Raw genomic sequence first — 24,346 nt, 5'->3', positions numbered from 1 at the left:
ATCGGCGACGGCATGTGAACATGAGAATCCCCCACTTTGTGAACTTGTGAATCTCTTCGCAAGGCACATTCACCAAGGAGGTGGCTCCACTCCATGCCCATGTTCGTCAAAGACGCCATGAGCACGGTGGTCCTCACCATCGGGCCCGCTCACACCCTCCGGCAGGCCGCACAGCTGATGGCGGCCCGCCGGGTCGGCGCGGCCGTCGTCCTCGACACCGACACCAGCGGCCTCGGCATTCTCACCGAGCGCGACATCCTCAACTCCCTCGGCGCGGGCGAGAATCCCGACCGGGAAACCGCCCAGAGTCACACCACCTCGGACGTGGTCTTCGCCGCGCCGGACTGGACCCTCGACGACGCCGCGGACGCCATGGTGCGCGGCGGCTTCCGCCATCTGATCGTGCTGGACGACCGCGAACCGGTCGGCGTCGTCTCCGTACGTGACATCATCCGCTGCCGGTCGGATGTCATCGAACGGATCGGCGCCGTACCTGCGTGAGGCAGGATCCGGACGCACGAAGAGGCCGGAGCCCCTTGGCATCCGGCCTCTTCGCCTTCTACGGCAGCGACAAGCGAGCTACCCCCGAGGAAGCCAAGGGGGCGGGCTCATTTCAGCCGCGCAGGGCCTGGACAGCGGCGTCGAGCCGCTTGCCGTAGTCCGCGTCCGCCTGGCGGAAGTTCTCGATCGCGCGCTGGGCGATGTCGTCGCGGGAGACCTGCGAGATGAAGCCCGCCAGATTGTTGATCAGGCGCTCCTTCTCGTCCTCCGACATCAGGCGGTAGAGGTTGCCGGCCTGCACGAAGTCGCTGTCCTCGGCGTGCGAGGGTGCCGCGTGCTCACCGGTCGCACCGGCCAGGGCGGCCGGCTGCCACAGCGGCTTGCCGGTCTCGACCGGGCCGCCGAAGCTGTTGGGCTCATAGTTCTTCTGTCCCGCGTGGCGGCCGTCGTACAGCGCGCCGTCGCGGCCGTGGCTGCGCGCCTCGGTGGCGTGCGGGCGGTTCACCGGCAGGTGGTCGGCGTTGATGCCGACGCGGTAGCGGTGCGCGTCGCCGTAAGCGAAGAGACGGCCCTGGAGCATCTTGTCGGGGGACGGGCCGATACCCGGCACGAAGTGGTGCGGGGAGAAGATCGACTGCTCGACCTCGGCGAAGATGTTCTGCGGGTTGCGGTTGAGCTCCAGCTTGCCGATCTCGATCGGCGGGTAGTCCTCGTGCGGCCAGACCTTGGTCAGGTCGAACGGGTTGAAGCGGTAGTTGGCCGCATCCTGCGCGGGCATGATCTGCACCTGCACGGTCCAGGTCGGGAAGTCGCCCCGCTCGATGGACGTCCGCAGGTCACGCTGGTGGCTGTCGGGGTCCTGGCCGGCCAGCGCCGCGGCCTCTTCCGAGGTGAGGTTCTTGATGCCCTGGTCGGTCTTGAAGTGGTACTTGACCCAGAAGACCTCGCCCGCCTCGTTGTTCCACTGGAAGGTGTGCGAGCCGTAGCCGTTGAGGTGGCGGTACGAGGCGGGAATGCCGCGGTCGCCGAAGAGCCAGGTCACCTGGTGGGTGGCCTCCGGGCTCAGCCCCCAGAAGTCCCAGACGTTGTCCGCCTCCTGCGAGCCGGTGTACGGGTCGCGCTTCTGGGTGTGGATGAAGTCGGGGAACTTAATGGCGTCCTTGATGAAGAACACCGGGGTGTTGTTGCCGACGAGGTCGTAGTTGCCCTCTTCGGTGTAGAACTTCAGGGCGAACCCGCGCGGGTCACGCACCGCGTCCGCCGCGCCGAGGTTGCCGGCGACCGTCGAGAAGCGCAGGAACGTCTCGGTCTGCTTGCCGACCTCGGAGAGGAAGTTCGCGCGGGTGTACTCGGTCACATCCGCGGTCACCGTGAAGGTGCCGTACGCACCGGCGCCGCGGGCGTGCACGATGCGCTCCGGGATGCGCTCGCGGTTGAAGTGCGCGAGCTTCTCGATCAGGAGCTGGTCCTGGATCAGACCGGGTCCGCCGAGGCCGGCCGTCTCGCTGTTCTGGTTGTCCGCGACCGGGGCCCCGCTCTCCGTGGTCAGCGGTCCAGTGCTGCTCTCTACCGACACGTGCGCCTCCTGAAGTGATCTCCGCCTGTCCCTTGGCTTGCGCCGCTGCCGATCCTACATTGGACATTGTCTAAGTCAAGAAGCATCCGAATCTCGTACCCGATCCGGTCATGGACCGGCCGCTGCTACCCTTGGCCTTATCTGACTGATAGGTGATTGGCATGAGTGACCTGCTGGAACGGCTCCGGGGACGCGGCTGGCGGCTGACCGCACAACGACGCGTCGTCGCCGAGGTCCTCGACGGGGACCACGTCCACTACACCGCCGACGAAGTGCACGCACTGGCGACCGAGCGGCTCCCCGAGATCTCCCGCGCCACGGTCTACAACACGCTGGGGGAGCTGGTCTCGCTCGGCGAGGTGCTCGAGGTGAGCACCGACGGCCGGGCGAAGCGCTACGACCCGAACGCCCATCACGACCACCAGCACCTCGTCTGCTCGCGGTGCGGCACGATCCGCGACGTCCACGTCCAGGGCGACCCGCTCTCCGCCCTGCCCGAACCGGAGCGCTACGGCTTCCAGGTCTCCGAGGTCACGGTGACCTACCGGGGCCTGTGCCCCAACTGCAGCGCCGCCTCCTGACCCCACCGGGAGTCGGCCCCCGTCCGGGCCGCCCCCGTCCGAGCCGCGTCCGCCTCCCGCAGGGCGTCACGCCGTACGCCACGCCGGGCCCGCGCCGCCATGGCAGCGGGCCCCTTCGCATGCCCGCACCGCCTCCCCGGGGGCGGCGGTGGCCGCGCACCGGGGTGCGCACGCCCTCTTCCCGAATCTGACGACCCGTCATATCGTCGCCCGTGCCGCGCTTTTCGGCCATCGGGTCCGACCGGGCCCGGCCCCGTGCCCCGGCGGCGCCCTGTCCGCACACCGCACTCCGCGAGGAGCACCCGTGGGAGAGCCGCACCCTTCCCCGCCGACCGACCGGATCCCCCGCCCGCCCGCCGAACCGTCCGCCCGCCGGCCGGCCCTGCACGCCCGCGCCCTGACCCGCTCCTTCGGCCGCGGCGGCAAGGCACTGGCCGCCCTCGGCCCCGTCGACGTCGAGATCGCGCCCGGCGAATTCGTCTGCATCGTCGGCCCGTCCGGCTGCGGAAAATCGACGCTGCTGCGGATCGCGGCCGGCCTGCTGCGCCCCAGCGCGGGCGAGCTGGAGATCCGGGCGAGCGCCGACCGCCCGGCCGCGATGATCTTCCAGGACTACGGCATCTACGACTGGAAGACCGTCCTGGCCAATGTCCGCTTCGGCCTCGACATCCAGCGCGTGCCCCGTAAGGAGGCCGATGAGCGCGCCCGCTCATGGCTCGCGAGGATGGGGCTCGCCGACTTCGCGGGCGCCTACCCGGCCGCGCTCTCCGGCGGGATGCGCCAGCGCGTCGCCATTGCCCGTGCGCTCGCCGTCGAGCCCGGGATCCTGCTGATGGACGAGCCGTTCGCGGCGCTGGACGCCCAGCTGCGGACCATCCTCCAGGACGAGCTCCTCGACCTCACCCAGACCACCCGCACCACCACCCTTTTCATCACCCACAGCCTCGAAGAGGCCCTCGTGCTCGGCGACCGGGTGCTGGTGATGTCCGCCCGGCCCGGCCGGATCATCGCCGAACGCCGCCCGCCGTTCGCCCGTCCGCGTACCGGCGAGGTCCGCAGCTCCCCCGAATTCACCGCCCTGCAGGCCGAGTTGTGGCATCTGCTGCGGGGCGAGGTCGACGGGCGGGACCGGGCCGCCGGGAAGGGGGCCGTACCGGCATGACCACCGCACCCCGCACACCCGCACCCGACCGCCTCCTGATCCGCCGCCCCGGCCCCCAGGAGCTGCGCCCCGAACGCACCCACCGCCGCCGGCGCACCCTCGAACTCTCGCTGGCCGTCGCCGTCCCGCTCGTCCTCGTCCTGCTGTGGCAACTGGCCGCCGCGCAGGCCTGGATCGACGCCCGCGTCTATCCCGCGCCGTCCACCATCCTGGCCGACGGCTGGGACCGCGCCCTGGCCGGCGAGCTGTGGCCGGACGTCCGGGCCACCCTCCGGCGCGTCCTGGCCGGCTACGCCATCGGCACCGTCACCGGCTATGCCCTCGGCCTCCTGATGGGCTCCCTCCACCTCGTACGCGCCGCCCTCGAACCCCTCCTCGACGCCCTCTACGTCGTCCCCAAACTCGCCCTCCTGCCCGTCTTCCTCAACATGTTCGGCCTCGGCGAAGGCCCGCAGGTCGCCCTCGTCGCCGCCACCGTCTTCTTCTTCGTATGGATATCAACGATGGCTGCGGTGCTCGCCGTTCCCTCCGGACACCGCGATGCGGGGCGGGTTTTCGGCGCGAGCCCCTGGCAGATGTTCCGCCATGTCCTGCTGCCCGCCTCACTGCCGGCCGTCCTGGTGGGCGCCCGGATCGCCGCGGGCGTGGCCGTCCTGGTGATCGTCGCCTCCGAACAGATCGCCGCCGCCGACGGCCTGGGCCATCTGATCTTCGATTCGCGCGCCCTGTTCCAGAACGACGTGATGTTCGTCGGCATCGTCTGCGTCGCCGTCCTGGGCGTGCTCTTCTCCGAACTGGTGCGGCTGGCCGGGCGGTTCCTCACGCCCTGGGCCCCTCGCGACCGCGGCCGCGCCCAGAACTGAGCCCCCCACTCCCCCGGAATCCGCCCCCGCACGGAGGTCCCATGCCGCGCTCCCGCACCACCGTCCTCGCCGTGCTCACCGCAGCACTCGCCCTCAGCGCGGGCTGCACCGCCCAGCAGGGCACCGGCACCGCCGCAAAGCCCCGCACCATCAAGCCGGTGGCGGGCTGCGGCAAGGCCTCCTGGACCGACCCCGCCGACCGCTCCCCCACCCGCGCCCCGGCCCGCTGCGACAAGGGCGCCCCGGCCCCCGCCCCCCTGAAGAAGCGCCGCACCCTCACGGTCGCCACCGGCACACTGGGGGCCGAGTACGTCGCGCCGCTTCGACTGGCCATCGCCAAGGGCGAGTTCAAGAAGGAGGGCCTGGACGTCCGGCTGAAGGTGCTGCCCACGCCGGAGGCACTGCCGCTGCTGGCGAAGGGCGATCTGGACGCCCTGTGGGCGGCCCCCGAAGCCGCCGTCGTCAACGGCATCAACGGCGGCTTCGACATCCGCTGGGTGGCCGGAAACTTCTCCCCCGACCCGAAGTCCAAAAGCGGCCTGTGGGTGCGCCTGAAGGGCGGCCACAGTGCCTCCTCGGTCTCCCTCAAGGGCTCCACCATGGGCACCATGATCGGCAAAGGCTCCGTGATCATGTACCCGATGGACAGGTTCTTCGCCGCACACGGCGCCGATATGAACTCCGTCACCTTCCAGCAGCTCGGCTCCTCCGACGTACTGACCGCCCTGACCGGCGGCGGCGTGGATTCCGCCTGGCTGCTCGACCCGGTCTGGCGCCAGGTCGACGGCGACAAGGGGTACGCGTTCCTCGGCGGCCAGCCCCAGGGCGAACCGCTCGGCGGCGCCCTCTACGGCCCGAACCTGCTCCAGCGGGACCCGGACGCGGGCGTCGCCTTCCTGCGCGCGTACATCCGCACCGTCAACACCTATTTCGCCGGTGACTACAAGGCCGACAAGGCGTTCGCTGCCGAGCTGGCGACGCTGCTCGAGGTGGACCCCAAGATCCTTACCTCGGTGCCGTCGCTCCGGATGGACTGGGAGATCCGGAAGGGCACCGCGGACCGGCTGCAGAAGGCCTACCGGGACGCGGGCGTCACCAAGGGGGCGCCGCTGCCGGAGAACAAACTCGTGGACCGCGCCCTGTACGCGGAGGCGGTCGGACACCGTCCGTAGATCCGCAGCCATGACCCCGGAGCACGACAAACGCTCAGAGCACGACCATGGCCTGGAGAACGACAAAGGCCCGGATTCTCAAGGAATCCGGGCCTTTGTCCTTCAGTAGCGGGGACAGGATTTGAACCTGCGACCTCTGGGTTATGAGCCCAGCGAGCTACCGAGCTGCTCCACCCCGCGTCGTTGTGTCTTTACTTTAACCCCAGGCCGACGACCAGCGCAAATCCCTTCCCCGTAACCCAGGGGCGGCCCCCGGGACCCGGCCCTGGGCCCCAGGGGCGCCGCTACGCGCTGAGCTCCTCCTGGAGCGCCGTACGCAGCCGTGCCGCGCGCTCGGAGACCTCGGGCGGGCCCAGCTCCACGGCCCGCGCGCACCAGCTCTGCGCCTCGGCGAGCGCGCCGCGCCGGGCGGCAAGCAGCGCCAGGCGCAGCGCCGCGCGGCCGTGCCCGTCCTCGGCGGCCTGCTGCCACCACAAGGCGGCCTCGGGGAGGCTGCCCTCGCGGGCCAGCAGCAGCCCGAGGTTGAAGGCGCCGTTACGGCTGCCGGCCTCGGCCGCCGCGCGGTACCAGTCCGCGGCGCCGACCACATCGCCGCGAGCCGCCGCGAACATGCCAACCCGGACCTGGGCGCGGCGGTGACCCTGCCGCGCCGCCCGCTCGTACCACTGGGTGCTCTCGTCGTCCGCGGTCCGCTCGCTGTCCGCCGACCCCTCGCCCGCCGCCGCGGCCCTGCGGTCCAGGAGGTCCGCGAGCCGGAAGGCCGCCTCGGGGCTGCCGCGGCCGGCCGCACAGCGCAGATTGCGCTCCGCGTCCTGCAGCTCGCCGTCCCGCAGCTGTACGAGGGCGACCTGCAGCGCCGCCTCGGTGTGCCCGGCCGCCGCGGCCCGCTCGTACCAGGTCTGCGCCGTGCGCTCGTCGCCGCGCCCGGCGAAGAGGATGCCGAGGTTGAACGCGGCGTCCACGCTGCCCGCCTCGGCCGCCTTGGAGAACCACGGCTCGGCGCCCGCGGCGTCGCCGCGCTGCAGCAGCAGGATGGCGAGCGCGTTGGCGGCCTCGCGGTGCCCGGCGTAGGCGGCGCGGCGGTACCACTGCTCGCCGCCGCCGGCCCGGTCCTGCCCGGCGCAGAGCAGGCCGATGTTGTACGCGCCGTTGACGTCGCCGGCGTCCAGCGCGACGCGGTACCAGCGCTCGGCGGTCTGCAGTTCGCCGCGGTCGGCGTGCAGGGCGCCCAGCGCGTTGGCAGCGTTGCCATCGCCGTCCTGGGCGGCCCGCCGCCACCATTCGGCGGCGCTCTCCTCGTCCCCGGCGTCGCGCAGCAGGAAGCCCAGCGCGCAGGCGGCCCGCGCCTCGCCGTCCTTGGCGGCGGACAGGTACCAGCGGCCCGCCTCCTGGATGTCGCCGCGGTCCTCCAGGAGCGCGCCCAGCTGGAGGGCCGCCCGCCGGTGGCCGCGCGCGGCGGCCTGGCGGTACCACTGCTCGGCTTCGGCCTGCCGGGTCAGCTCCCCGTAGGCGGGCGTCGTACGGCGGTCGGAGTCGCGGCCGTCCTCGATGATCCGGGCGAGGCGGTAGGCGGCCTCGCGGTGGCCGCGCTCGGCGGCGGCGCGGAACCAGCGCTCGGCGCCGACGTCGCCACGGTGCTCCAGCAGGTCGGCGAGGGCGTACGCGCCCAGGCAGTGGCCGGATTCTGCGGACTGGCGCAGCCAGTACTCGGCGGCGGGCTCGTCGCCGCGCTCGCGGTAGTGCCGGCCGAGGGCGTGCGCGGCGGCCGCGGAACCGGCGACGGCGGCGATCCGCCACCAGCCGCCCGCCTCGTCGGCGTAGCCCCGCTGGTGCAGCAGAACGCCGAGGTTGTTGGCCGCGGCGCGGTCGCCGGCCGCGGCGGCGGAGCGCAGATGCGGCTCGGCGCCGTCCAGGTCGCCGCGGCGCAGCAGCATCGCGCCGAGCGCGCTCATGGCGGCGGTGTCACCCGCCTCGGCGGCCCGGCGGTGGCCGGTCTCGGTGACCGCATCGGACGCGTCGGCAGCCTCTGCGGCCTCCATCGCATCCATCGGCAGCTCGGATTCGCGCCCGTCGTCGGGCGCATGCACAAACCGGTCCGTCTCCAACAACCTTGCCTTGTCCCCCATAACAGCCATCGTCGCATCACCTGTAACCCGCGTACACCTGGTATACCGCAGCCAGTGAGGTCACTACAGCGGTTTGTCGACTTCCCGACACGGCGACTTGTCAAACTCAAGCACACAGGTTCGCCACATCGGTCGTTCGACGCGGCCTTGGCCAGCACCGACCGAAAACGCTCACCACACACATGACGAAGGCCCGGATCCTGAGAGATCCGGGCCTTCATCTTCCGTAGCGGGGACAGGATTTGAACCTGCGACCTCTGGGTTATGAGCCCAGCGAGCTACCGAGCTGCTCCACCCCGCGTCGTTGTTCCCTCACGCTATCACGGGGCCGGGGTGGCCCCTGACCACCGCTGTCGTGCGGCCGCCGGCGGGTACACCGGCGGCCGCACGGCCCGCAGTTGCCACCGGCCGGCTCAGCCGCCCGGCTTGCCGCCCTTGGTGGGCGACTTCGCTTCCCGGGACGCCTTCGCCGCCTGGTCCAGCGCCGCCTTGAGCTTCTTCTTGGCCGCGTCGTACGCGCCCAAGTCCTTGCGCTCGAGGGCCTTCTCACCCTCGTCGTAGGCCTTCTCGGCGTCGCTCAGCGCCTGCTGCACCGTCTGGTTGGACGGCGGTGCCGGGCCCGTGTCGCCGCCCGGCGGTTTGGTGCCCGTACTCGGCGCCTTCTTGCCGAAGACGACGTCCAGCGCATCCTTGAGGGAGTCCTCCAGGACCGGCTTGTCGTCGCCGTAGCTGACCAACACCTTCTTCAGCAGCGGGTAGTTGGTACCGGCACCGCGCAGATAGACCGGTTCGACATACAGCAGCCCGCCGTCCAGTGGCACGGTCAGCAGATTGCCGTACTCGATCTCCGAATCGCCTCTCTTGAGGATGTTGAGCTCATTGGCGATCGTCGGATCGGAGTTGAACTTCGACTGCGCCAGCTGCGGACCGGGCACCGGTGTCTGCGCGGGCAGTTTCAGCAGTCTGATCTTGCCGTAGTCGCCGCTGTTCGCGTTGGCGTCGACGGCCATGAAGGCACCGAGGTTGTCCTTCTTGTTGGGCGTGAAGGTCGTCGTCAGCGAGAACGCCTGGTTCTTCTGGTCCGGCATCTTCATGCTCAGGTAGTACGGCGGCACGGAGTTGCCCGACTTGGTCGTCGGGTCGCTCGGGACCTGCCAGCGCTCCGAACCGGAGTAGAAAGTACCCGGGTCGGTGACGTGGTAGGTGGTCAGCAGCTGACGCTGCACCTTGAACAGGTCCTGCGGATACCGCAGATGCTCCTTCAGCTGGGGGCTGATGGCGCTCTTCTTCGTGACCGTACCGGGGAACGACTTCATCCAGGTCTTGAGGACCGGGTCCTTCTCGTCCCACTGGTAGAGCTTGACCGAGCCGTCGTAGGCATCGACCGTCGCCTTGACGGAGTTACGGATGTAGTTGACCTGGTTCTGCTGGGCCACCACCGCCCGCTGTCCGTCGGTGAGCGAATCGGCCGTGGTGTCGCCGAGCGTGGTGCGCGAGGCGTACGGATAGCCGTTGCTGGTGGTGTAGGCGTCCACGATCCACTGGATCCGGCCGTTGATGACCGCCGGATAGGCATCGCCGTCGATGGTCAGCCAGGGGGCGACCGCCTCGACCCGCTCCTTGGGAGTGCGGTTGTACAGGATCCGCGAACCGTCGCCGATCGCACCGGAGTAGAGGATCTGCGGCTCCCCGAACGCCACCGCGTAGGCGGCGCGGTTGATCGGGTTGGAGAGATTCACCCCGCTCTTGCCCTGGTAGCGATAGCTCTTCTCGCCGCTGTCGTCGGAGTAGTCCAGTTCCTTCTGCGGACCGCCGACGATCGAATACTGCGAGGTCTTCTCGCCGTAGTACACCCGCTGCTCGTACTTGGGGAGCTGCCCCTTGGCCGGCAGATCCGACTCGGTGTACTTCGGACCGCCGCCGTCGGCCGTCTCGGTCCCCTTCGCCGAGACCGCACCGTAACCGTGGGTGTACTTGAAGTGGTCGTTGATCCAGTTGTGATCCGGGATACCGGCGATGTTCAGCTCGCGCAGCCCGATGACGGTGTCCTGCTCGGCGCCGTCCTTGTCCTTGTACCGGTCGACGTCCAGGGTGGAGGGGAACTGGTAGTACGCCCGCACCTGCTGCTGTTGCTGGAAGGCCGGCGAGACCACATTGGGGTCGAGCAGGCGCAGGCTGGCCGTGGTGTCGGCCTCGTCCCGCAGCCGCTGGCTGTCCTCCTTGCCGCCGGGCTTGTAATTGCCCTTGTACGGCGTGACCTCGGAGTTCCGGATGTCGTACGCATCCCGGGTCGCCTTGATGTTCTGCTTGATGTACGGGGCCTCTTTGTTGGCCTCGTTCGGCTGGACCTGGAACTTCTGCACGATCGCCGGATACAGCCCGCCGATCAGGACCGCCGAGAGCACCATCAGGCCGAAGCCGATCACCGGCAGCTGCCAGGTGCGGCGCCAGAGGGTCGCGAAGAACAGCACCGCGCAGATCGCCGCGATGAAGAACAGGATGGTCTTCGCCGGGAGATAGGCATGGGCGTCGACATAGCGCAGCCCGGTCCAGTTGTCCGCCGACTTCAGGCCGCTGGACTTGACCGCCAGGCCGTACCGGTCGAGCCAGTACGCGACGGCCTTGAGGGAGACGAAGATACCCAGCAGCACCGACAGATGGCCGGTCGCGGCGGCCGTCGCCCGGGAGCCGGGGCTGGTCACCCGCAGCCCGCCGTAGAGGTAGTGCGTCAGCGCGGCGGCGACCAGGCACAGCACCGCGCAGGCGAAACCGAAGCTCAGCAGGAAGCGGTACCACGGCAGATCGAAGGCGTAGAACGCGACATCCATGCCGAACTGCGGGTCTTTTTGCCCGAATTGCACGCCATTGACCCACTGAAGCCAGGTGCGCCATTCACCGGACGCGGACGCACCCGCGATCAGGCCGATCACCGCGGTGATCGCGATCAGCGCCCACTTCTTGAACGGGGCGATGCCCATCCGGTAGCGGTCCAGGCTCTGCTGCTCCATGGACATCGCGCTGAGCGGCGGCCGCAGCCGGTGCGCCAGCCAGATGTTGATGCCGACGGCCGCCGCCATCACGGCGCCGAAGGCGAAGAACAGACCGATCTTGGTCCACAGGGTCGTGGTGAAGACGGAGGAGTAGTGGACCGAGCGGTACCAGAGCCAGTCGGTCCAGAACCCGGAGAACATCACGAAGAGCATGGCCAGCACGGCCAGTACGCCCAATGTCATGAGCAGGGTCCGGACCCGCCGGGACGGTCGGCCGACTCTGATCCGTGGCCCTGAGGGGCCTCCGCCACGGTCCGGCATCTGGAAAGCCAAGGTGCGCACCTCGAAGTTCGCTGTTGTGTGGAACAGGCCCGGCGATAGTAGGACCCAGTGATGCAACTTACGAAGGCTTTACTCGGTTCCCGATTTCCGGGGCGGACAAGGCACGATGTTGAGCATGACCAACCTCCCCGTTGACGGCACCCCCCTCGCCGCCGACCCGCTGACCCGCGCCGTACTCGAAATCGATGAATACGCCGCCGGGCTCGGCTGGGATCAGCCCGCCCGACTGTTCGCCCTCGTCGACACCGCCAAGCTGCGCGATCAGGAGCCCGCGCTCGCCGCCCAGCTCGGCATCGACGACTCCACCACCGCTTCCCTGACCCCCGTTGAACAGGACGAGATCCCGGCCGGCGCCCCGCTGGACGAGTTCCTCGCCACCATCGCCTGGCCCGACGCCGTCACCGGCTGCGCGCTGACCGTGGAACGTCTGATGCTGCCGCCGTCCGCCGAGGACTCCGTGCCCGACGGCATGGACGATGCCCAGCTCGCCAAGTGGGTCGCCCGGCACCCGGACCGCCAGGAGGTCCGCATGACGGTGGCCGTACTGCGCGACGGGGCGCGCGAATCGGCGCTGCGGCTGCGGGAGAAGGACTCCACGTCCGAGGTACTCACCGGCTCCGCCCTGGTGCCGGGCCTCGCGGACGCGCTGGCCGCGACCTTCGAGGCGTAACCGCACTACGACCGGCCTGCCGGGCTGCAGCTCGGCAGGCCGGCGGTGTCGCCCTTACGGATCTTCTCCAGTGCCTTGACGGCGTCACCTATCGTGCCGACCTTCACCAGGGTCAGGCCCTTGGGAGTGTCCTTGGCCGCGGCCGTGCAGTTGTCCTTGGGCGTCAGGAAGAACTGCGCGCCCTGGTCCCGGGCACCGACCGTCTTCATCGAGATGCCGCCGATCGGGCCGACGTTCCCCTTGTCGTCGATCGTGCCCGTACCGGCCACGAACTTGCCGCCGGTCATGTTCCCCGGCGTCAGCTTGTCGACGATGCCGAGCGCGAACATCAGCCCGGCGCTGGGCCCGCCGACATCGGCCAGCTTGACGTCGATGGTGAACGGGAAGATGTGGTCCACCCCGGCCTGGATGCCCACGATGGCCCGGCCGTCCTTCGCCTTCGCCGTGGTGATGGCGACCTGCTTCACGCCGGTCGCGGGCTTCTTGCCCTTCTTCTCCGCCGCGGCCGCTTCCTTGGCGGGGATGATCGTGAAGACGGCCTTCTCGCCCGGCTTGTGCCGGGTGACGAGCCGGGCGACATCGCTGTAGGCCTTGACCGCCGTGCCGTCCACGGCCTTGATCACATCGCCCGCGTGCAGCCGCCCGTCGGCCGGCTTGTCCTTCATGACGGTGCTGACCACCGTCTGGGTCGCCACCGGGACATGCAGCTGGTTGAGGGCCGCGGTCTTGGCGCTCTCCTGGGACTGGCTGAACTCCTCGGCGTTCTCCTGGTCGGCCTGCTCGGCCGTCTGCCCCTCGGGGTAGAGCGTCTTGTGCGGCACCACGGCACTGTCGTGGTCCAGCCAGCCGGCCACCGCCTCGAAGAGGTTCATGGTGTAGTCGGGGCCGGTGACCCGTACCGTGGTCATGTTGAGATGGCCGGTCGGCTGGTACGTCTTGGGCCCGACGATCTGCAGCACCGGCTCGCCGTCATGATCGCCGAGGGTGTTCACCGTCGGGCCGGGCGACATCTCGGAATACGGCACGGGGATCAGCACCCCGGCGCAGAGCAGCGCGATCAGCATCAGGGTCGAGGCGAGTAGCGTCGCGGTGCGGCGTGGCATGGAACGACAGTACGGGACGGGTATGACAACCGGCCCGCGGGGCCGTCCGTACGGGGACGACGGGCACCGCGGTTGCTCGTGCGTACGCCGGGAGGCCGTCAGACGGCGTCGGAGGCGGGGTCGGAAACGGAATGCTCCCGCTCCATCGCCTCGCGGAACCGGGCATAGCCGGCGAGCTCCGCGCCGTCGCCGGTCTTGCGGTTGCGTTGGGTCCAGCTGCTCCACACCGTGGCGACGAGCGCAGCAAGAACCGGAACCAGCAACCAGAGGAGCGCACCCACAGCGACCTCCCAACCCCTTGTACGACCGCAATCGACGATTAGCAGATTAACCATCCGATGGGTCAACGCTTACGCCAGGGGGCGGGTTACGCAACCGGAGCAACGGCGCCGAAGCCGGGTTCTAAACCCCCACCCACTCCTGTGCACCATCGGAGAACGTCTGGTGCTTCCAGATCGGGACCTGGTGTTTGAGGTCGTCAATCAGCTTGCGACACGCCTCGAACGCCTCGCCCCGGTGCGGGCAGGAGACCGCGACGACCACCGCCAGATCGCCGATGGCCAGATCACCCACTCGGTGGACGGCGGCCAGCGCCCGGACGGGGTAGTCGGCGACGACCTTCTCGGCGATGCGTCTGATTTCCGCCTCGGCGGAGGGGTGCGCAGAGTAGCCCAGCCCCTCGACGTCCGCACCGCTGTCGTGCGAACGGACCGTGCCGACGAACAGCGCCGTACCACCCGCGGCGGCGTCCCCGACGGCCGCGAAGACCTCATCCACGGACAGCGCGGTGTCGCGGACCGCGATGAGCCGGATCGGATCCGCGGCGGCCCGCTCGCCGGGGTGGTCGCGGCCGGGGGGTGAGGTATCGGCTGACATGCTCCCATCGTGCCGCACCGGGCCGCGCTGGGGAATGGCCGATTCCACCGGTCGTCCGGGGAACCGTATGGAGGCTCGTACAGGCCGCGGGGCCCACCGCCTCAGATACGGCGGCGGGCCTTGCGTGCGCGGCGGACCAGGGCGGCGGTGCCCAGGAGGGCGACGGTGGCGCCGGCCGCACCGGCGGCGGTGGCGTCCTTGCGGCCCAGGCGGCGGCCGGCGACGGTGTGGCGGCCGGCGACCTCCTCCAGGAGCTCGGCGAGCACCTCCTCGTTCGTCCACTTCGGCCGCCAGCCCGCCTCGTGGAGGCGACTGCCGCTGACCACCCAGGGGTGCATCGTGTACGCGAGGTCACCGGCGGGTGAGGGGGTCAGCCCGATGCGGTGCAGCCGGGCGGCGGCGCCCAGGGCCACCGAGGACGGCAGCTCCATGCGCCGGATACCGGACAGCTCCTCGACCTCCTCCTGCTCCAGCCAGCCGTCGCAGCCCACCGCCAGCTCGCCGTCGACCTTCTCCAGGGCGGCGTACTCCAGGGCGCTGACCAGGTCCTCGACGTGGCAGAACTGCCAGGCGGGGCGGGATCCGGCGACGACCAGGAGGCGGGGCGACTCGAAGTAGCGGGTCAGGGCGGTGTCGGTGCCGCCCACCAGGACGGCGGGGCGCAGGACGGTGACGTTCAGGCCGGGGTGCGCGCGGGGCGCACGGTGGGCCAGGTGCTCGATCTCCAGGAGGTCGCCGACACCGGTGGCGTCGGCGGTGGCCCGCAGCTCGGCGTCCTCGGCCAGCGGAACATCGTTGTCGGGCAGCGCACCGTAGACCATGGCGGAGGTGCACAGCACCACCCGGTGGACGCCGGCCGCGGCGGCGGCGGTCAGGACGGTCTGGGTGCCGCGCACGTTGTAGGCGGTGCGGGCGGCGGCGTCGGTCTCCAGGTCGAGGTCGAGTGCCAGGTGGACGACGACGTCGGCGCCGCGCAGTTTGTCGGCGATGGCGGGGTCGCGGACGTCCAGGACATGCCAGTGGGCCTCGGCGATGTCGCCGCGCCGCTCGTCGATGGCCACGACCTGTTTGATCTCGTCGGATGCCACCAGGGCACGGGTGAGCAGCGCGCCGACCCCGGAGGCGGCTCCGGTGACGGCCACGACGGGCCGGCGCAGCGGCCGGGCCCTGGCGCCGCCTGCGCCGTTGCCTGTCGGCTCGGCCTTGGCCGCAGCGTTTCGCGCTGCGCGAACGGTCGGATCTGGGGAACTCACCGGGCATCTCCAGCGGTTGAATTCAGTACGTACGCGTGCTGACGCGTACGTACCAGGTGCTGTCCATCCTGCCGCAGGCACCGCGCCGGTGAAGCACCGAGCCCCGAAGCGGGGCGGGTGTCTACGCTGGAGGTGATGCCGGGCAGCCGCCGCCGGCCCCTTGCCGGTGGCCCTACGAGCCGAGGAAACCCGTGAGTGACACCCCATTTGGATTCGGCCTTCCGCCGGAGGAGCCGGAGGACGGCGACAACGGCAAGAAGAAGGGCGGCCAGGGAGGTAGCCAGGGCCCCGCGGACCCCTTCGGGTTCGGCAGCGGGAGCGGCGGCGCGGACAATCCGTTCGCGGCGCTCTTCGGCGGCATGGGCGGCCCCGGCGGCGAAATGAACCCTGGCGACCTGGGCGCCGCCTTCCAGAAGCTCGGCCAGATGCTCTCGTACGAGGGCGGCCCGGTGAACTGGGACATGGCCAAGGACATCGCGCGGCAGACCGTCGCGCAGGGCGCCGAGGACGGCAGCAAGGACGCGAGCCTGTCGCCGGGCGAGCGCACCGCGGTCGAGGAGGCCGTGCGGCTGGCGGACCTGTGGCTGGACGGCGTGACGTCGCTGCCGTCGGGGTCCGGCTCGGTGGTGGCCTGGAGCCGCGCCGAGTGGGTCGAGGAGACCCTGCCGGTATGGAAGGACCTGGTCAATCCGCTCGCCGAGCGCGTCGGGTCGGCCATGGGCGATGTGCTGCCCGGCGAGATGCAGGCCATGGCGGGCCCGCTCCTGGGAATGATGCGCTCCATGGGCGGCGCGATGTTCGGCACCCAGATCGGCCAGGCGCTGGGCGTGCTGGCCGGTGAGGTCGTGGGTTCCACGGACATCGGGCTGCCGCTGGGCCCGGCCGGCAAGGCGGCGCTGCTGCCCGGGAACATCGCCAGGTTCGGCGAGGGCCTGGGCGTCCCGGAGGAGGAGGTGCGGCTGTATCTGGCCCTGCGCGAGGCCGCCCATCAGCGGCTCTTCGCCCATGTGCCGTGGCTGCGCTCGCATCTGTTCGGTGCCGTGGAGGGCTATGCGCGCGGCATCAAGGTCGATACGACCAAGCTGGAGGACGTGGTCGGCCAGATCGACCCGCAGCACCCCGAGGAGCTGCAGAACGCCCTGCAGCAGGGCATGTTCCAGCCCGAGGACACTCCGGAGCAGAAGGCCGCGCTGGCCCGGCTGGAGACCGCGCTGGCGCTCGTCGAGGGCTGGGTGGACGCGGTGGTGCACGCCGCTGCCAAGCCGCATCTGCCGTCGGCGGACAAGCTCCGCGAGACGCTGCGGCGCCGCCGGGCGAGCGGCGGCCCGGCCGAGCAGACGTTCTCCACGCTGATCGGCCTCCAGCTGCGTCCGCGCCGGCTGCGGGATGCCTCGCGCCTGTGGGCCTCCCTGACGGACGCCCGGGGCCTGGAGGGCCGCGACGGCCTGTGGGCGCACCCGGACATGCTGCCGACGGCGGCCGACCTGGACGACCCGGACGGGTTCGTGCATCACGAGCAGCTGGATTTCTCCGAGCTCGACAAGATGCTGGGCGAGGCGGCGAGCGGCGGCAAGCAGGACCTGACCAAGCCCGCCGCGGACGCCAAGCCCGCCGCGGACGCCAAGCCCGCCGCGGACGCCGAGGGCGCCAAGGACGCCGAGGGCCCCGAGGACGCCGGCGGCCCGTCGTCCGACGACCGGTCCTCCGACGACGGCAAGGGTGACGGCGACAAGTGAGTCTGCGCGAGGACGCGGCGCGGGTGCTCAAGGAGTGGCCCGCGCCGTCGGCCGATCAGGAGCGGCTGCGGCTGACGTATCTCGACCATCTCGCCGCCCACCAGGACGGCATGTGGAAGCCGTGCAAGGACGGGCACATCACGGCCAGCGCCCTGGTGGTCGACCCGGTCGGCGGCCGGGTGCTGCTCACGCTGCACCGCAAGCTGGAGATGTGGCTCCAGATGGGCGGCCACTGCGAGCCGGAGGACGCCCGCCTGGCGGACGCGGCGCTGCGTGAGGCGCGTGAGGAGTCCGGGATCGCCCAGGGGCTGACGCTGCTGCCCGGCGGGCCGGTGCGGCTGGACCGCCATCACACGCCCTGCGCCTGGCATTTGGACGTGCAGTACGCGGCGCTGGCACCCGAGGGCGCCGAGGCGGCGATCAGCGACGAGTCGCTTGACCTGCGCTGGTTCGCCTACGACGAGGTGGCCTCCGTCGCCGATGCGTCGGTGGTGCGCCTGGTGGACCGTACCCGCGCGCTGCTCGGACAGTCCGCCTAGACCGGGCATCCGGCGCCCGGCCCGGGAGGGGACGGGCGCCGGATCCGCGGGCGCCGCACGTCAGTTGGTGAAGATGTTGCCCTGGTTGGCTCCGTGGGCGCCCTGCTGGCCCATGCCGAACTGGGCGGCCATGCCGGACCCGATCACGGCGTTCTGCGGCGGCAGCAGCTCGCTGGGCTGTACCAGCGCGTACCCCTGCCCGAGGAAGCTCAGCTCCCAGCCCTCGCCGGTATTGCCGCGCCGCCGCCACACCCCGGAGGAGTGCGTCTGCGCCTGCATCTGCACCCGCAGCGACTTGGACCAGGCAACCACCGCATCCGCATCGGCGTTGACGTACTTGTCGGGCGTGACCTGCAGCATCAGCGGCTGGCCCGAGGTCATCAGCACGACCTTGCCCTGCCCGGAGATGTTGAGCTGGTACTTGCCGGTGCCGGAGATGCCGTACTGGCTGTCGACGGAGACGACGTCCCAGTGGAGGGCGGAGTCCAGCGCCAGGACGTAGCTGCCGTCGACGGTCAGGCCCTGGTGGTCGACGTCGACGACATGGATGTACTGGGCGAGGTTGGCCAGATAGACCGTGCCCTGCCCGGAGACCCGCATCAGGTCCAGGCCCTCGCCGGTGGTCGCGCGGGCGCGGTGCTGCCCCTGGGTCTGGTAGTTGCCCTCGAATTCGAGCAGGCCCTGATAGGCGACCATCGTGCCCTTACGGGCGAGGAGGTCCTCGTGTCCCTCGAGGGTGACCCGCAGCAGCTGCTCGTTCTGCAGGGCGTAGCGGTCCTGGGTCTGTGCCTCGGTGAAGGCGAAAAGCGGACTCTGCATGGCGTGTTCGTCCTCCCCCTCAGCCCCGGGCCCGGAGCCGGTCGGTGCTGTCCTCGCTGGGCTGGACGACGACGAACCCCTGGCCGGAGAAGCCCAGTTGGTACGCCTCGCCGCTGCCGCGTCCGATCATCGAGGACGCCTTGAAGCTGCGCTTGCCCTTCATCTTCAGGTTCGTCGACCAGGCGACCAGGGCGTCCGGGTCCACATAGGTCTCGTCCTCGCCGCGGCCGCAGTCGACGACGATGGGCGTGCCCCGGGAGGTCAGCGCGACCCAGCCGGTGCCGGAGATCCCGACGTTGAAGAGTCCCTGGCCGGCGAACTTCGCCATCCCCTTGACGCGCTGCACGCCCCACTGGAGGTGTGCGTCGAAGGCCAGGAGGTTGGTGCCGTTGACGGAGAGCGAGTCGCCGTTGAGGTTGATGCAGACCACGTCGGCGCCGTAGTCGGCGAGGAAGAGCAGGCCGTCGCCGGAGCACTTCATCAGCGGGGCGCCCTCGCCGGTGATCCACTGGGAGGCCATCTGGCGCACGGCGGGCGGGTTGGGCTCGTACTGGACGAAGCCTTCGTAGGCGACCATCGAGCCGGTGCGTGCGAAGACGTCCTGGCCGCTCTGCATGGCGATCTTCACCATGGCGCTGCCGTGGTTCTCCATACGGGCGGCGGGCGGGGTCGGGACGTAGCCCGACAGCTGTTGCTGGTTCATGATTTACGGGCTCCCTCAGACCTCGTAGGGCTGGACGACGATGAAGTTGCCGGGCGCACCGCGGAACTGGAGGTTCACGGTCTCGCCGGAGTGGCCCGGATAGGCGTGCCGGCGCACGCTCACCTGGCTGGAGATGATCACCTGCGAGGCGGCGGACCAGGCCACGATGGCGTTGGCGTCGGCGAAGGTGGTCGGGGTGACCGGCAGCACGACGGGCGTGCCCTGGGTCTTGACGACGATGGTGCCGGTCCCCTGGAACTGCATGGTGAACAGGGCGCCACCGGGGATGCCGTGTCCCTCGATGCGGCGGACCTCGTGCTGCAGCGACTCGTCGAAGGCGAGGACGGCGTCGGCGGACACGCAGATGGCGTCGCCCTGCAGCTCGATGGGGTGGACGTGGGCACTGTTGTCGGCGAAGAAGACCTGGCCCTGGCCGCTGCAGCGCATCAGCTGCATCTCCTGGCCGGTGGCGTTGCCGGTGATCCGGCCGCGGAAGCCGGCGCCCTTGTAGCCGAAGTCGACCTTGCCCTGATAGAGCACCATGCTGCCCTGGCGGGCGAGCACCGGCTGCCCGTCGACGCCGAGGTCGACGCGGATCAGCTTGGCGTTCTGCGGGGTCCACCGCTGGCCGGTGGGGGCTTCCTTGAACTTGTCCAGTACGACGCCGAGACCGGGGGCGGCGGGGGCGGCGCCCTGGGGGACGCCCGGGTGCCGGCCCGGCTGGCCGTACGGGGCGGGCTGCTGTGCGGGGAACTGGCCGTACGGGTCGTGGCCGGGGGCCGGCTGGCCGTACGGAGGCGCCTGCGGAGGCTGCTGGCCGTACGGGGGTGCCTGCGGAGGCTGCTGGCCGGGGTAGCCGCCGGGGGCGGGCTGCCCGTAGGGGGCGGGCTGCTGTCCGGGCAGGCCGGGCACGCCGGGCGGCGGCGGGACCTGGCCGCCGGGCGGGACCAGGGGCGCGGCGATGGTCGGGGCGTTGTGCACCTGCGGGGCGGCCGGCTGCTGGGGCGGCTGGACCTGCGGCTGCTGCGGGGCGGCCGGGGGCGGGCCGAAGTCGGGCGCGGGCTGCGGCGGTACGGGCGCGGCGGCGGGGGCCGCGAAGGACGGCGCGGGCGCGGGCGCCCCACCGGCCGGCGGCGCGAAACCGGGCACCCCCTGGGCCGCGGCGGGCGGCACGGGCGCCGCCTCCGCCTCTTCGGCGACCTCGCCGCCGAAGTTCTTCAGCAGCGCCTCCAGGCCGCCGTCGAATCCCTGGCCGACCGCGGCGAACCGCCAGACGTCCTTGAGGTAGAAGTCGCCGAGCATGACGGCGCGTTCGGTGCTGAACTCGCTGCCGTTGAAGGAGTAGCGGGCGACTTCCTCTCCGCCGGCCACGATCCGGAGGTAACCGGGGCCGATCCCGGAGACCTGGCCCGCGCCGTCGAGCGCCGCGGTGAACGACAGCTTCTGGATGTGCGGCGGGATCTTGTCGAGGGTGATCCGGAAGGACTCGGCGTCGCCGGCCTGCGCGCCGAGCAGCTGGATCGACTCCTCGGGCGACTTGGGCTGGTTGAAGAAGATGAAGTAACGGTCGTCGGACAGCCGCTCGCCGGCATCCAGACCGAAGCAGCTGATGTCGAAGGTCAGGCCGGGACCGCCGATCTGCACGCCGACGTACAGATCCGTTCCCGACGTCAGGTCACTGACCTTGGCCTTGTGGCCCCTTTGGAATTCCCTGGCCATACGCTACGACCGTCCCCCGCTCCCGCTGTGAGTTCGTCACGCGCCAGGCTAACCGCTGGTGCTGACAGCGGGCGATGCCGGGGCACCGCCAATGCCACCCGGCATGACCGTCATTCGCTGCGCGCGGCGGGCACATGCGGCAGCCTGTCGGCCGCGACCACGCCTTCGAGGTAGCCGCGGGCCCGTTCCGTCCGCGGATAGGTCTCCAGCAGGCGCCAGAACCGCGGGCCGTGACCGGGCACTAGGAGATGGGCGAGCTCATGCAGCAGCACGTAGTCGATGACGTACTCCGGCATGCCCTGGAGGCGGTGCGAGAGCCGGATGCTGCCCTCGGTCGGGGTGCACGAGCCCCAGCGGGTGTTCTGGTTGGTGACCCAGCGCACCGATACGGGCCGGGCCCGGCCGTCCAGGAACTGGCCGGACAGCCGCTCGGCGCGCTCGGCCAGATCGGCGTCGCCCAGCATCCGCTTGCTCTCCTGGGCGGCCAGCTTGTCCAGCATGACGGTGACCCAGCGCTGCTCCTCGGCCTCGGACATACGGGCCGGAATCAGGACAACGGTGCGGTCGCCCTCGCGGTACGCGGAGACCGTTCTGCGCCGCCGTGAACTACGGCGCACCTCGACCGCGCTCGTCCCTGATCCGCGGGCCTTCGGGCTCGGCGCAGCCCTGCGCGAGGTGTCTGCGGCGCGGCGCAGAGGAGTCTCCCCAAAGCCGCGTGAGGAAGGATCGGCGGGCACGCGCCCGACGTTACCCGCTGGCCCTGCGCGAAGTCCCGCCCCGCGGACGGTTCGCCACCGAAACACCCCATGACGTGCACGGCTTATATGACTAATACCCACGGCCTGTGGACAACTTCCCCTGCCGATTCCGCTTCTCCCCCATGCTGAACGCCGGACGACAACGAACGGGGGCGGATCATGCATCCGATGCTCAAGCCCGCGCTGCGACGCGGCTGGCGGGACAGGGAGACGGTGCGATTCGGCGTGGCGCCGGCCCACGCGATGGTGGTGGGCCCGCTCGACACCGCGACCGGCAGCTTCCTGGGAATGATCGACGGCACACGCACCATGCAGCAGCTGGTCGCGGCGGCCGGGTCACTGGACCTTCCGCCCGCACACGCGCGGGGCGTGGTGGAACGGCTCGGCGCGGCCGGGCTGCTGGAGGCACCGGCCGCGGGCGGGGCGGCGGCCGATGCCGTACGGGCGGACGGACCGGCCTTCGACCGCCTGCGGCCGGATCTGGCGTCGCTGTCGGTACGGCATCCCGAAGCGGCGGGCGCCATGGGGCGGATGGGCGCACGCCGGGCGGTCCGCGCGCGGGTGCGCGGGACAGGACGGGTGGGGGCCGCGGTCGCGGCGCTGCTCTCGGCCGGCGGCATCGGCAGGGTCGAGGTGCTGGACGGCGGCACTGTCGAACCGTGGGACGTCACACCGGGCGGGCTGCCCGCCGAGCGGATCGGCGAGCGGCGCGACGCCACCGCGCGGCGCCTGGTCCAGCAGTCCTCGCCCTGGAGCCGCACCCCGCGGCCGAGGGTCCCGGTGAGCGATGCCGGCGAACCCGGACTGTCCCTCGTGGTGCTCACCCCACGAGACGGTCTCGCCGCCTACGCCCCCGACCCCGTCCTGTCCGAACCGCTGCTCACGGCCGGCATCCCGCATCTTTACGCCGGGGTGGTCGAGGGCACGGGTGTGGTGGGCCCACTGGTGATGCCGGGCGGTTCGGCGTGCGCCCGCTGCGACGAGCTGCGCCGTACGGACGCGGAGCCCGCCTGGCCGCGGCTGCTCGCGCAGTGGCGGTCGGGCCGCGGATCCCCGGCCGTACCCGCCTGCGACGCCGCGCTGGCGACGGCGGTCGCGGGGCTCGCGGCCGTACAGGCGCTGACGTTCCTCGACGGCGAACTCCCGCCGTGCACAGGGGCGCGGATGGAGCTCGCGCTGCCGTGTGCGAGCGTGCGCACGGTGACGATCGAGCCACATCCCGGGTGCGGTTGCGGCGCCGCCGCTTCACTCGTGAGGCAGGCGCCTCGGATTCTCGAACACGAGGCGCCACAATGACGGAGTAACCCCGGTTGGGGGACAGTGTGAGTTGGAGGGGCGCATGTCTGATCTTCCCCGCAAGGCGGTCACCCGCACCGCCAAGCTGGCCGCGCTGCCACTGGGGTTCGCCGGCCGCGCCACCTGGGGCCTGGGCAAGCGGATAGGCGGCAGATCCGCCGAAATCGTCGGCCGTGAGCTCCAACAGCGCACCGCGGAACAGCTCTTCAAGGTGCTCGGCGAGCTCAAGGGCGGGGCGATGAAGTTCGGGCAGGCACTGTCCGTCTTCGAGTCGGCACTGCCCGAGGAGATCGCCGGGCCCTACCGCGCCGCGCTGACGAAACTTCAGGAAGCGGCGCCGCCGATGCCGACCAGCACGGTGCATTCCGTCCTCACCGAGCGGCTCGGCGAGGACTGGCGGGAGATGTTCGAGGAGTTCGAGGACAAGCCCTCGGCCGCCGCGTCGATCGGCCAGGTGCACCGCGCGGTGTGGCACGACGGCCGCGAGGTGGCCGTCAAGGTGCAGTACCCGGGGGCGGGCAAGGCTCTGCTGTCGGATCTCGCACAGCTCGGCCGGTTCGCGCGGCTGCTGGGTCCGCTGATCCCGGGCATGGACATCAAGCCGCTGATCACCGAACTGCGCGACCGGGTCTCGGAGGAGCTGGACTACGCCCTGGAGGCCGAGGCCCAGCAGGCGCATGCCGAGGAGTTCGCCGGCGACCCGGATGTGTTCGTACCGGCCGTCGTCCACCAGAGCGACCAGGTGCTGGTGACGGAGTGGATGGACGGCATCCCCCTGTCCGAGGTGATCACGAACGGCACCGAGGAACAACGGGACCGGGCCGGACAGCTCCTGGCCCGCTTTCTCTTCTCCGGCCCCGCCCGCACCGGCCTGCTGCACGCCGACCCGCATCCGGGCAACTTCCGGCTGCTGGCCGGGGACGACCCGGACGGGCCCCCCGAGGAGTGGCGGCTGGGGGTGCTGGACTTCGGCACCGTGGACCGGCTGCCCGAGGGCCTGCCGCCGACGATCGGCACCTCGCTGCGGATGACGCTGGACGGCGAGGCGGATGCGGTCTATCAGCTGCTGTGCGCGGAGGGCTTCGTCAAGGAGACCATCGAGCTGGATCCGGACGCGGTGCTGGACTATCTGCTGCCGATCATCGAGCCGGCACAGGTCGAGGCGTTCACCTTCACCCGCGACTGGATGCGCCAACAGGCGACCCGCATCGGCGACCTCCGCTCCCCCGCCCACCAGTTGGGCAAGCGTCTCAATCTGCCGCCCGCGTATCTGCTGATCCACCGTGTGACGTTGAGCACGATCGGGGTGCTGTGCCAGCTGGGGGCGACGGTACGGCTGCGGGATGAGCTGGAGGCGTGGATGCCCGGGTTCGTAGCGGAGGAGGAGGCGCAGGCGGAAGAAACGGACATCGCCCGGGAGACCGACGCGGACATCGGCACAGACATCGACGGGGGCATCGGCGCGGGCATCGCCGCGGAGAGGGAGCAGGAGGCCATCGAGGAGAGCCCGGCCTGAGCGGGCCGGCCCGGCGGAACGGGCGGTGTACCGACCTCACCGCCG

General features: G+C 70.9%; 21 protein-coding genes and 2 tRNA genes. 10 read left to right on the top strand and 13 right to left on the bottom strand.

What is annotated here, in order from left to right; all coding sequences use genetic code 11:
- Positions 1-99 precede the first annotated feature (99 nt).
- On the top strand, positions 100-501 hold the full coding sequence (locus ACZ4S3_RS09160) for a CBS domain-containing protein (RefSeq protein ID WP_467929696.1): 402 nt from the start codon (positions 100-102) through the stop codon (positions 499-501).
- 112 nt (positions 502-613) lie between these two features.
- Here ACZ4S3_RS09160 and ACZ4S3_RS09155 read toward each other — a convergent pair whose 3' ends face one another.
- A complete protein-coding gene (locus ACZ4S3_RS09155; RefSeq protein ID WP_467928818.1) occupies positions 614-2,077 on the bottom strand; it encodes a catalase in 1,464 nt (487 codons plus the stop codon).
- 161 nt (positions 2,078-2,238) lie between these two features.
- On the opposite strand from ACZ4S3_RS09155, the gene ACZ4S3_RS09150 reads away from it, so the two are divergent.
- The 4 genes from ACZ4S3_RS09150 to ACZ4S3_RS09135 all read left to right on the top strand — a co-directional run bounded on the left by ACZ4S3_RS09150 (position 2,239) and on the right by ACZ4S3_RS09135 (position 5,855).
- Positions 2,239-2,658, top strand: a complete 420-nt coding sequence (locus tag ACZ4S3_RS09150) for a Fur family transcriptional regulator (RefSeq protein ID WP_467928814.1) — start codon at positions 2,239-2,241, stop codon at positions 2,656-2,658.
- Positions 2,659-2,998: 340 nt separating this feature from the next.
- Complete coding sequence (locus tag ACZ4S3_RS09145) at positions 2,999-3,820, top strand: ABC transporter ATP-binding protein (RefSeq protein WP_467929693.1); 822 nt, start codon at positions 2,999-3,001, stop codon at positions 3,818-3,820.
- On the top strand, positions 3,817-4,683 hold the full coding sequence (locus ACZ4S3_RS09140; RefSeq protein WP_467928809.1) for an ABC transporter permease: 867 nt from the start codon (positions 3,817-3,819) through the stop codon (positions 4,681-4,683). The genes ACZ4S3_RS09145 and ACZ4S3_RS09140 overlap by 4 nt, the downstream gene beginning before the upstream one ends.
- A 41-nt stretch (positions 4,684-4,724) precedes the next feature.
- Positions 4,725-5,855 carry an ABC transporter substrate-binding protein gene (locus tag ACZ4S3_RS09135; RefSeq protein ID WP_467928805.1) on the top strand — a complete coding sequence of 377 codons (1,131 nt, stop codon included), beginning with the start codon at positions 4,725-4,727 and terminating at the stop codon, positions 5,853-5,855.
- Between the two features lie 106 nt (positions 5,856-5,961).
- On the opposite strand, the gene ACZ4S3_RS09130 is transcribed toward ACZ4S3_RS09135, so the two are convergent.
- The 4 genes from ACZ4S3_RS09130 to ACZ4S3_RS09115 form a co-directional block, all read right to left on the bottom strand.
- Positions 5,962-6,035: transfer RNA gene (locus ACZ4S3_RS09130), tRNA-Met, on the bottom strand.
- A 104-nt stretch (positions 6,036-6,139) separates the two neighbouring features.
- Positions 6,140-7,990, bottom strand: coding sequence for a tetratricopeptide repeat protein (locus ACZ4S3_RS09125; protein ID WP_467928800.1), 1,851 nt, complete (start codon positions 7,988-7,990; stop codon positions 6,140-6,142).
- A gap of 218 nt (positions 7,991-8,208) precedes the next feature.
- Positions 8,209-8,282: transfer RNA gene (locus tag ACZ4S3_RS09120), tRNA-Met, on the bottom strand.
- Positions 8,283-8,394: 112 nt separating this feature from the next.
- Complete coding sequence (locus ACZ4S3_RS09115; RefSeq protein ID WP_467929691.1) at positions 8,395-11,292, bottom strand: UPF0182 family membrane protein; 2,898 nt, start codon at positions 11,290-11,292, stop codon at positions 8,395-8,397.
- A 136-nt stretch (positions 11,293-11,428) separates the two neighbouring features.
- On the opposite strand from ACZ4S3_RS09115, the gene ACZ4S3_RS09110 reads away from it, so the two are divergent.
- Positions 11,429-11,983 carry a PPA1309 family protein gene (locus ACZ4S3_RS09110; protein ID WP_467928795.1) on the top strand — a complete coding sequence of 185 codons (555 nt, stop codon included), beginning with the start codon at positions 11,429-11,431 and terminating at the stop codon, positions 11,981-11,983.
- A gap of 5 nt (positions 11,984-11,988) precedes the next feature.
- Here ACZ4S3_RS09110 and ACZ4S3_RS09105 read toward each other — a convergent pair whose 3' ends face one another.
- The 4 genes from ACZ4S3_RS09105 to ACZ4S3_RS09090 form a co-directional block, all read right to left on the bottom strand.
- Positions 11,989-13,086, bottom strand: a complete 1,098-nt coding sequence (locus ACZ4S3_RS09105) for a YlbL family protein (RefSeq protein ID WP_467928790.1) — start codon at positions 13,084-13,086, stop codon at positions 11,989-11,991.
- A gap of 98 nt (positions 13,087-13,184) precedes the next feature.
- Positions 13,185-13,367 (bottom strand): hypothetical protein, encoded by a 183-nt coding sequence (locus ACZ4S3_RS09100; RefSeq protein ID WP_467928786.1) that lies wholly within the window; start codon positions 13,365-13,367, stop codon positions 13,185-13,187.
- 121 nt (positions 13,368-13,488) lie between these two features.
- Positions 13,489-13,962, bottom strand: a complete 474-nt coding sequence (locus ACZ4S3_RS09095) for a molybdenum cofactor biosynthesis protein MoaE (RefSeq protein ID WP_467928782.1) — start codon at positions 13,960-13,962, stop codon at positions 13,489-13,491.
- 101 nt (positions 13,963-14,063) lie between these two features.
- Positions 14,064-15,215, bottom strand: coding sequence for an SDR family oxidoreductase (locus tag ACZ4S3_RS09090; protein ID WP_467928778.1), 1,152 nt, complete (start codon positions 15,213-15,215; stop codon positions 14,064-14,066).
- Between the two features lie 191 nt (positions 15,216-15,406).
- On the opposite strand from ACZ4S3_RS09090, the gene ACZ4S3_RS09085 reads away from it, so the two are divergent.
- A complete protein-coding gene (locus ACZ4S3_RS09085) occupies positions 15,407-16,951 on the top strand; it encodes a zinc-dependent metalloprotease (RefSeq protein WP_467928775.1) in 1,545 nt (514 codons plus the stop codon).
- Positions 16,948-17,490, top strand: coding sequence for an NUDIX hydrolase (locus ACZ4S3_RS09080; protein WP_467928773.1), 543 nt, complete (start codon positions 16,948-16,950; stop codon positions 17,488-17,490). The genes ACZ4S3_RS09085 and ACZ4S3_RS09080 overlap by 4 nt, the downstream gene beginning before the upstream one ends.
- Before the next feature lie 60 nt (positions 17,491-17,550).
- Here the strand turns inward: ACZ4S3_RS09080 and ACZ4S3_RS09075 are convergent, their stop codons facing one another.
- The 4 genes from ACZ4S3_RS09075 to ACZ4S3_RS09060 all read right to left on the bottom strand — a co-directional run bounded on the left by ACZ4S3_RS09075 (position 17,551) and on the right by ACZ4S3_RS09060 (position 21,468).
- Positions 17,551-18,309: an AIM24 family protein gene (locus ACZ4S3_RS09075; RefSeq protein WP_467928770.1), complete on the bottom strand. Its 759-nt coding sequence runs from the start codon at positions 18,307-18,309 to the stop codon at positions 17,551-17,553.
- Between the two features lie 19 nt (positions 18,310-18,328).
- On the bottom strand, positions 18,329-19,012 hold the full coding sequence (locus ACZ4S3_RS09070; RefSeq protein WP_467928767.1) for an AIM24 family protein: 684 nt from the start codon (positions 19,010-19,012) through the stop codon (positions 18,329-18,331).
- A gap of 15 nt (positions 19,013-19,027) precedes the next feature.
- Positions 19,028-20,731 carry a TerD family protein gene (locus ACZ4S3_RS09065; RefSeq protein ID WP_467928763.1) on the bottom strand — a complete coding sequence of 568 codons (1,704 nt, stop codon included), beginning with the start codon at positions 20,729-20,731 and terminating at the stop codon, positions 19,028-19,030.
- Positions 20,732-20,841: 110 nt separating this feature from the next.
- Positions 20,842-21,468, bottom strand: a complete 627-nt coding sequence (locus tag ACZ4S3_RS09060; protein WP_467928759.1) for a M48 metallopeptidase family protein — start codon at positions 21,466-21,468, stop codon at positions 20,842-20,844.
- Between the two features lie 189 nt (positions 21,469-21,657).
- On the opposite strand from ACZ4S3_RS09060, the gene ACZ4S3_RS09055 reads away from it, so the two are divergent.
- Both ACZ4S3_RS09055 and ACZ4S3_RS09050 read left to right on the top strand, forming a co-directional pair.
- A complete protein-coding gene (locus tag ACZ4S3_RS09055; RefSeq protein ID WP_467928755.1) occupies positions 21,658-22,785 on the top strand; it encodes a ThiF family adenylyltransferase in 1,128 nt (375 codons plus the stop codon).
- Between the two features lie 43 nt (positions 22,786-22,828).
- Positions 22,829-24,301 carry an ABC1 kinase family protein gene (locus tag ACZ4S3_RS09050; protein ID WP_467928751.1) on the top strand — a complete coding sequence of 491 codons (1,473 nt, stop codon included), beginning with the start codon at positions 22,829-22,831 and terminating at the stop codon, positions 24,299-24,301.
- The last annotated feature ends 45 nt before the right edge of the window (positions 24,302-24,346 follow it).

It is taken from the genome of Streptomyces sp. NPDC028368 (assembly GCF_055565615.1).
Note: the sequence above shows the minus strand (reverse complement) of the source record. Positions and strands in the feature narration are given on the sequence as shown.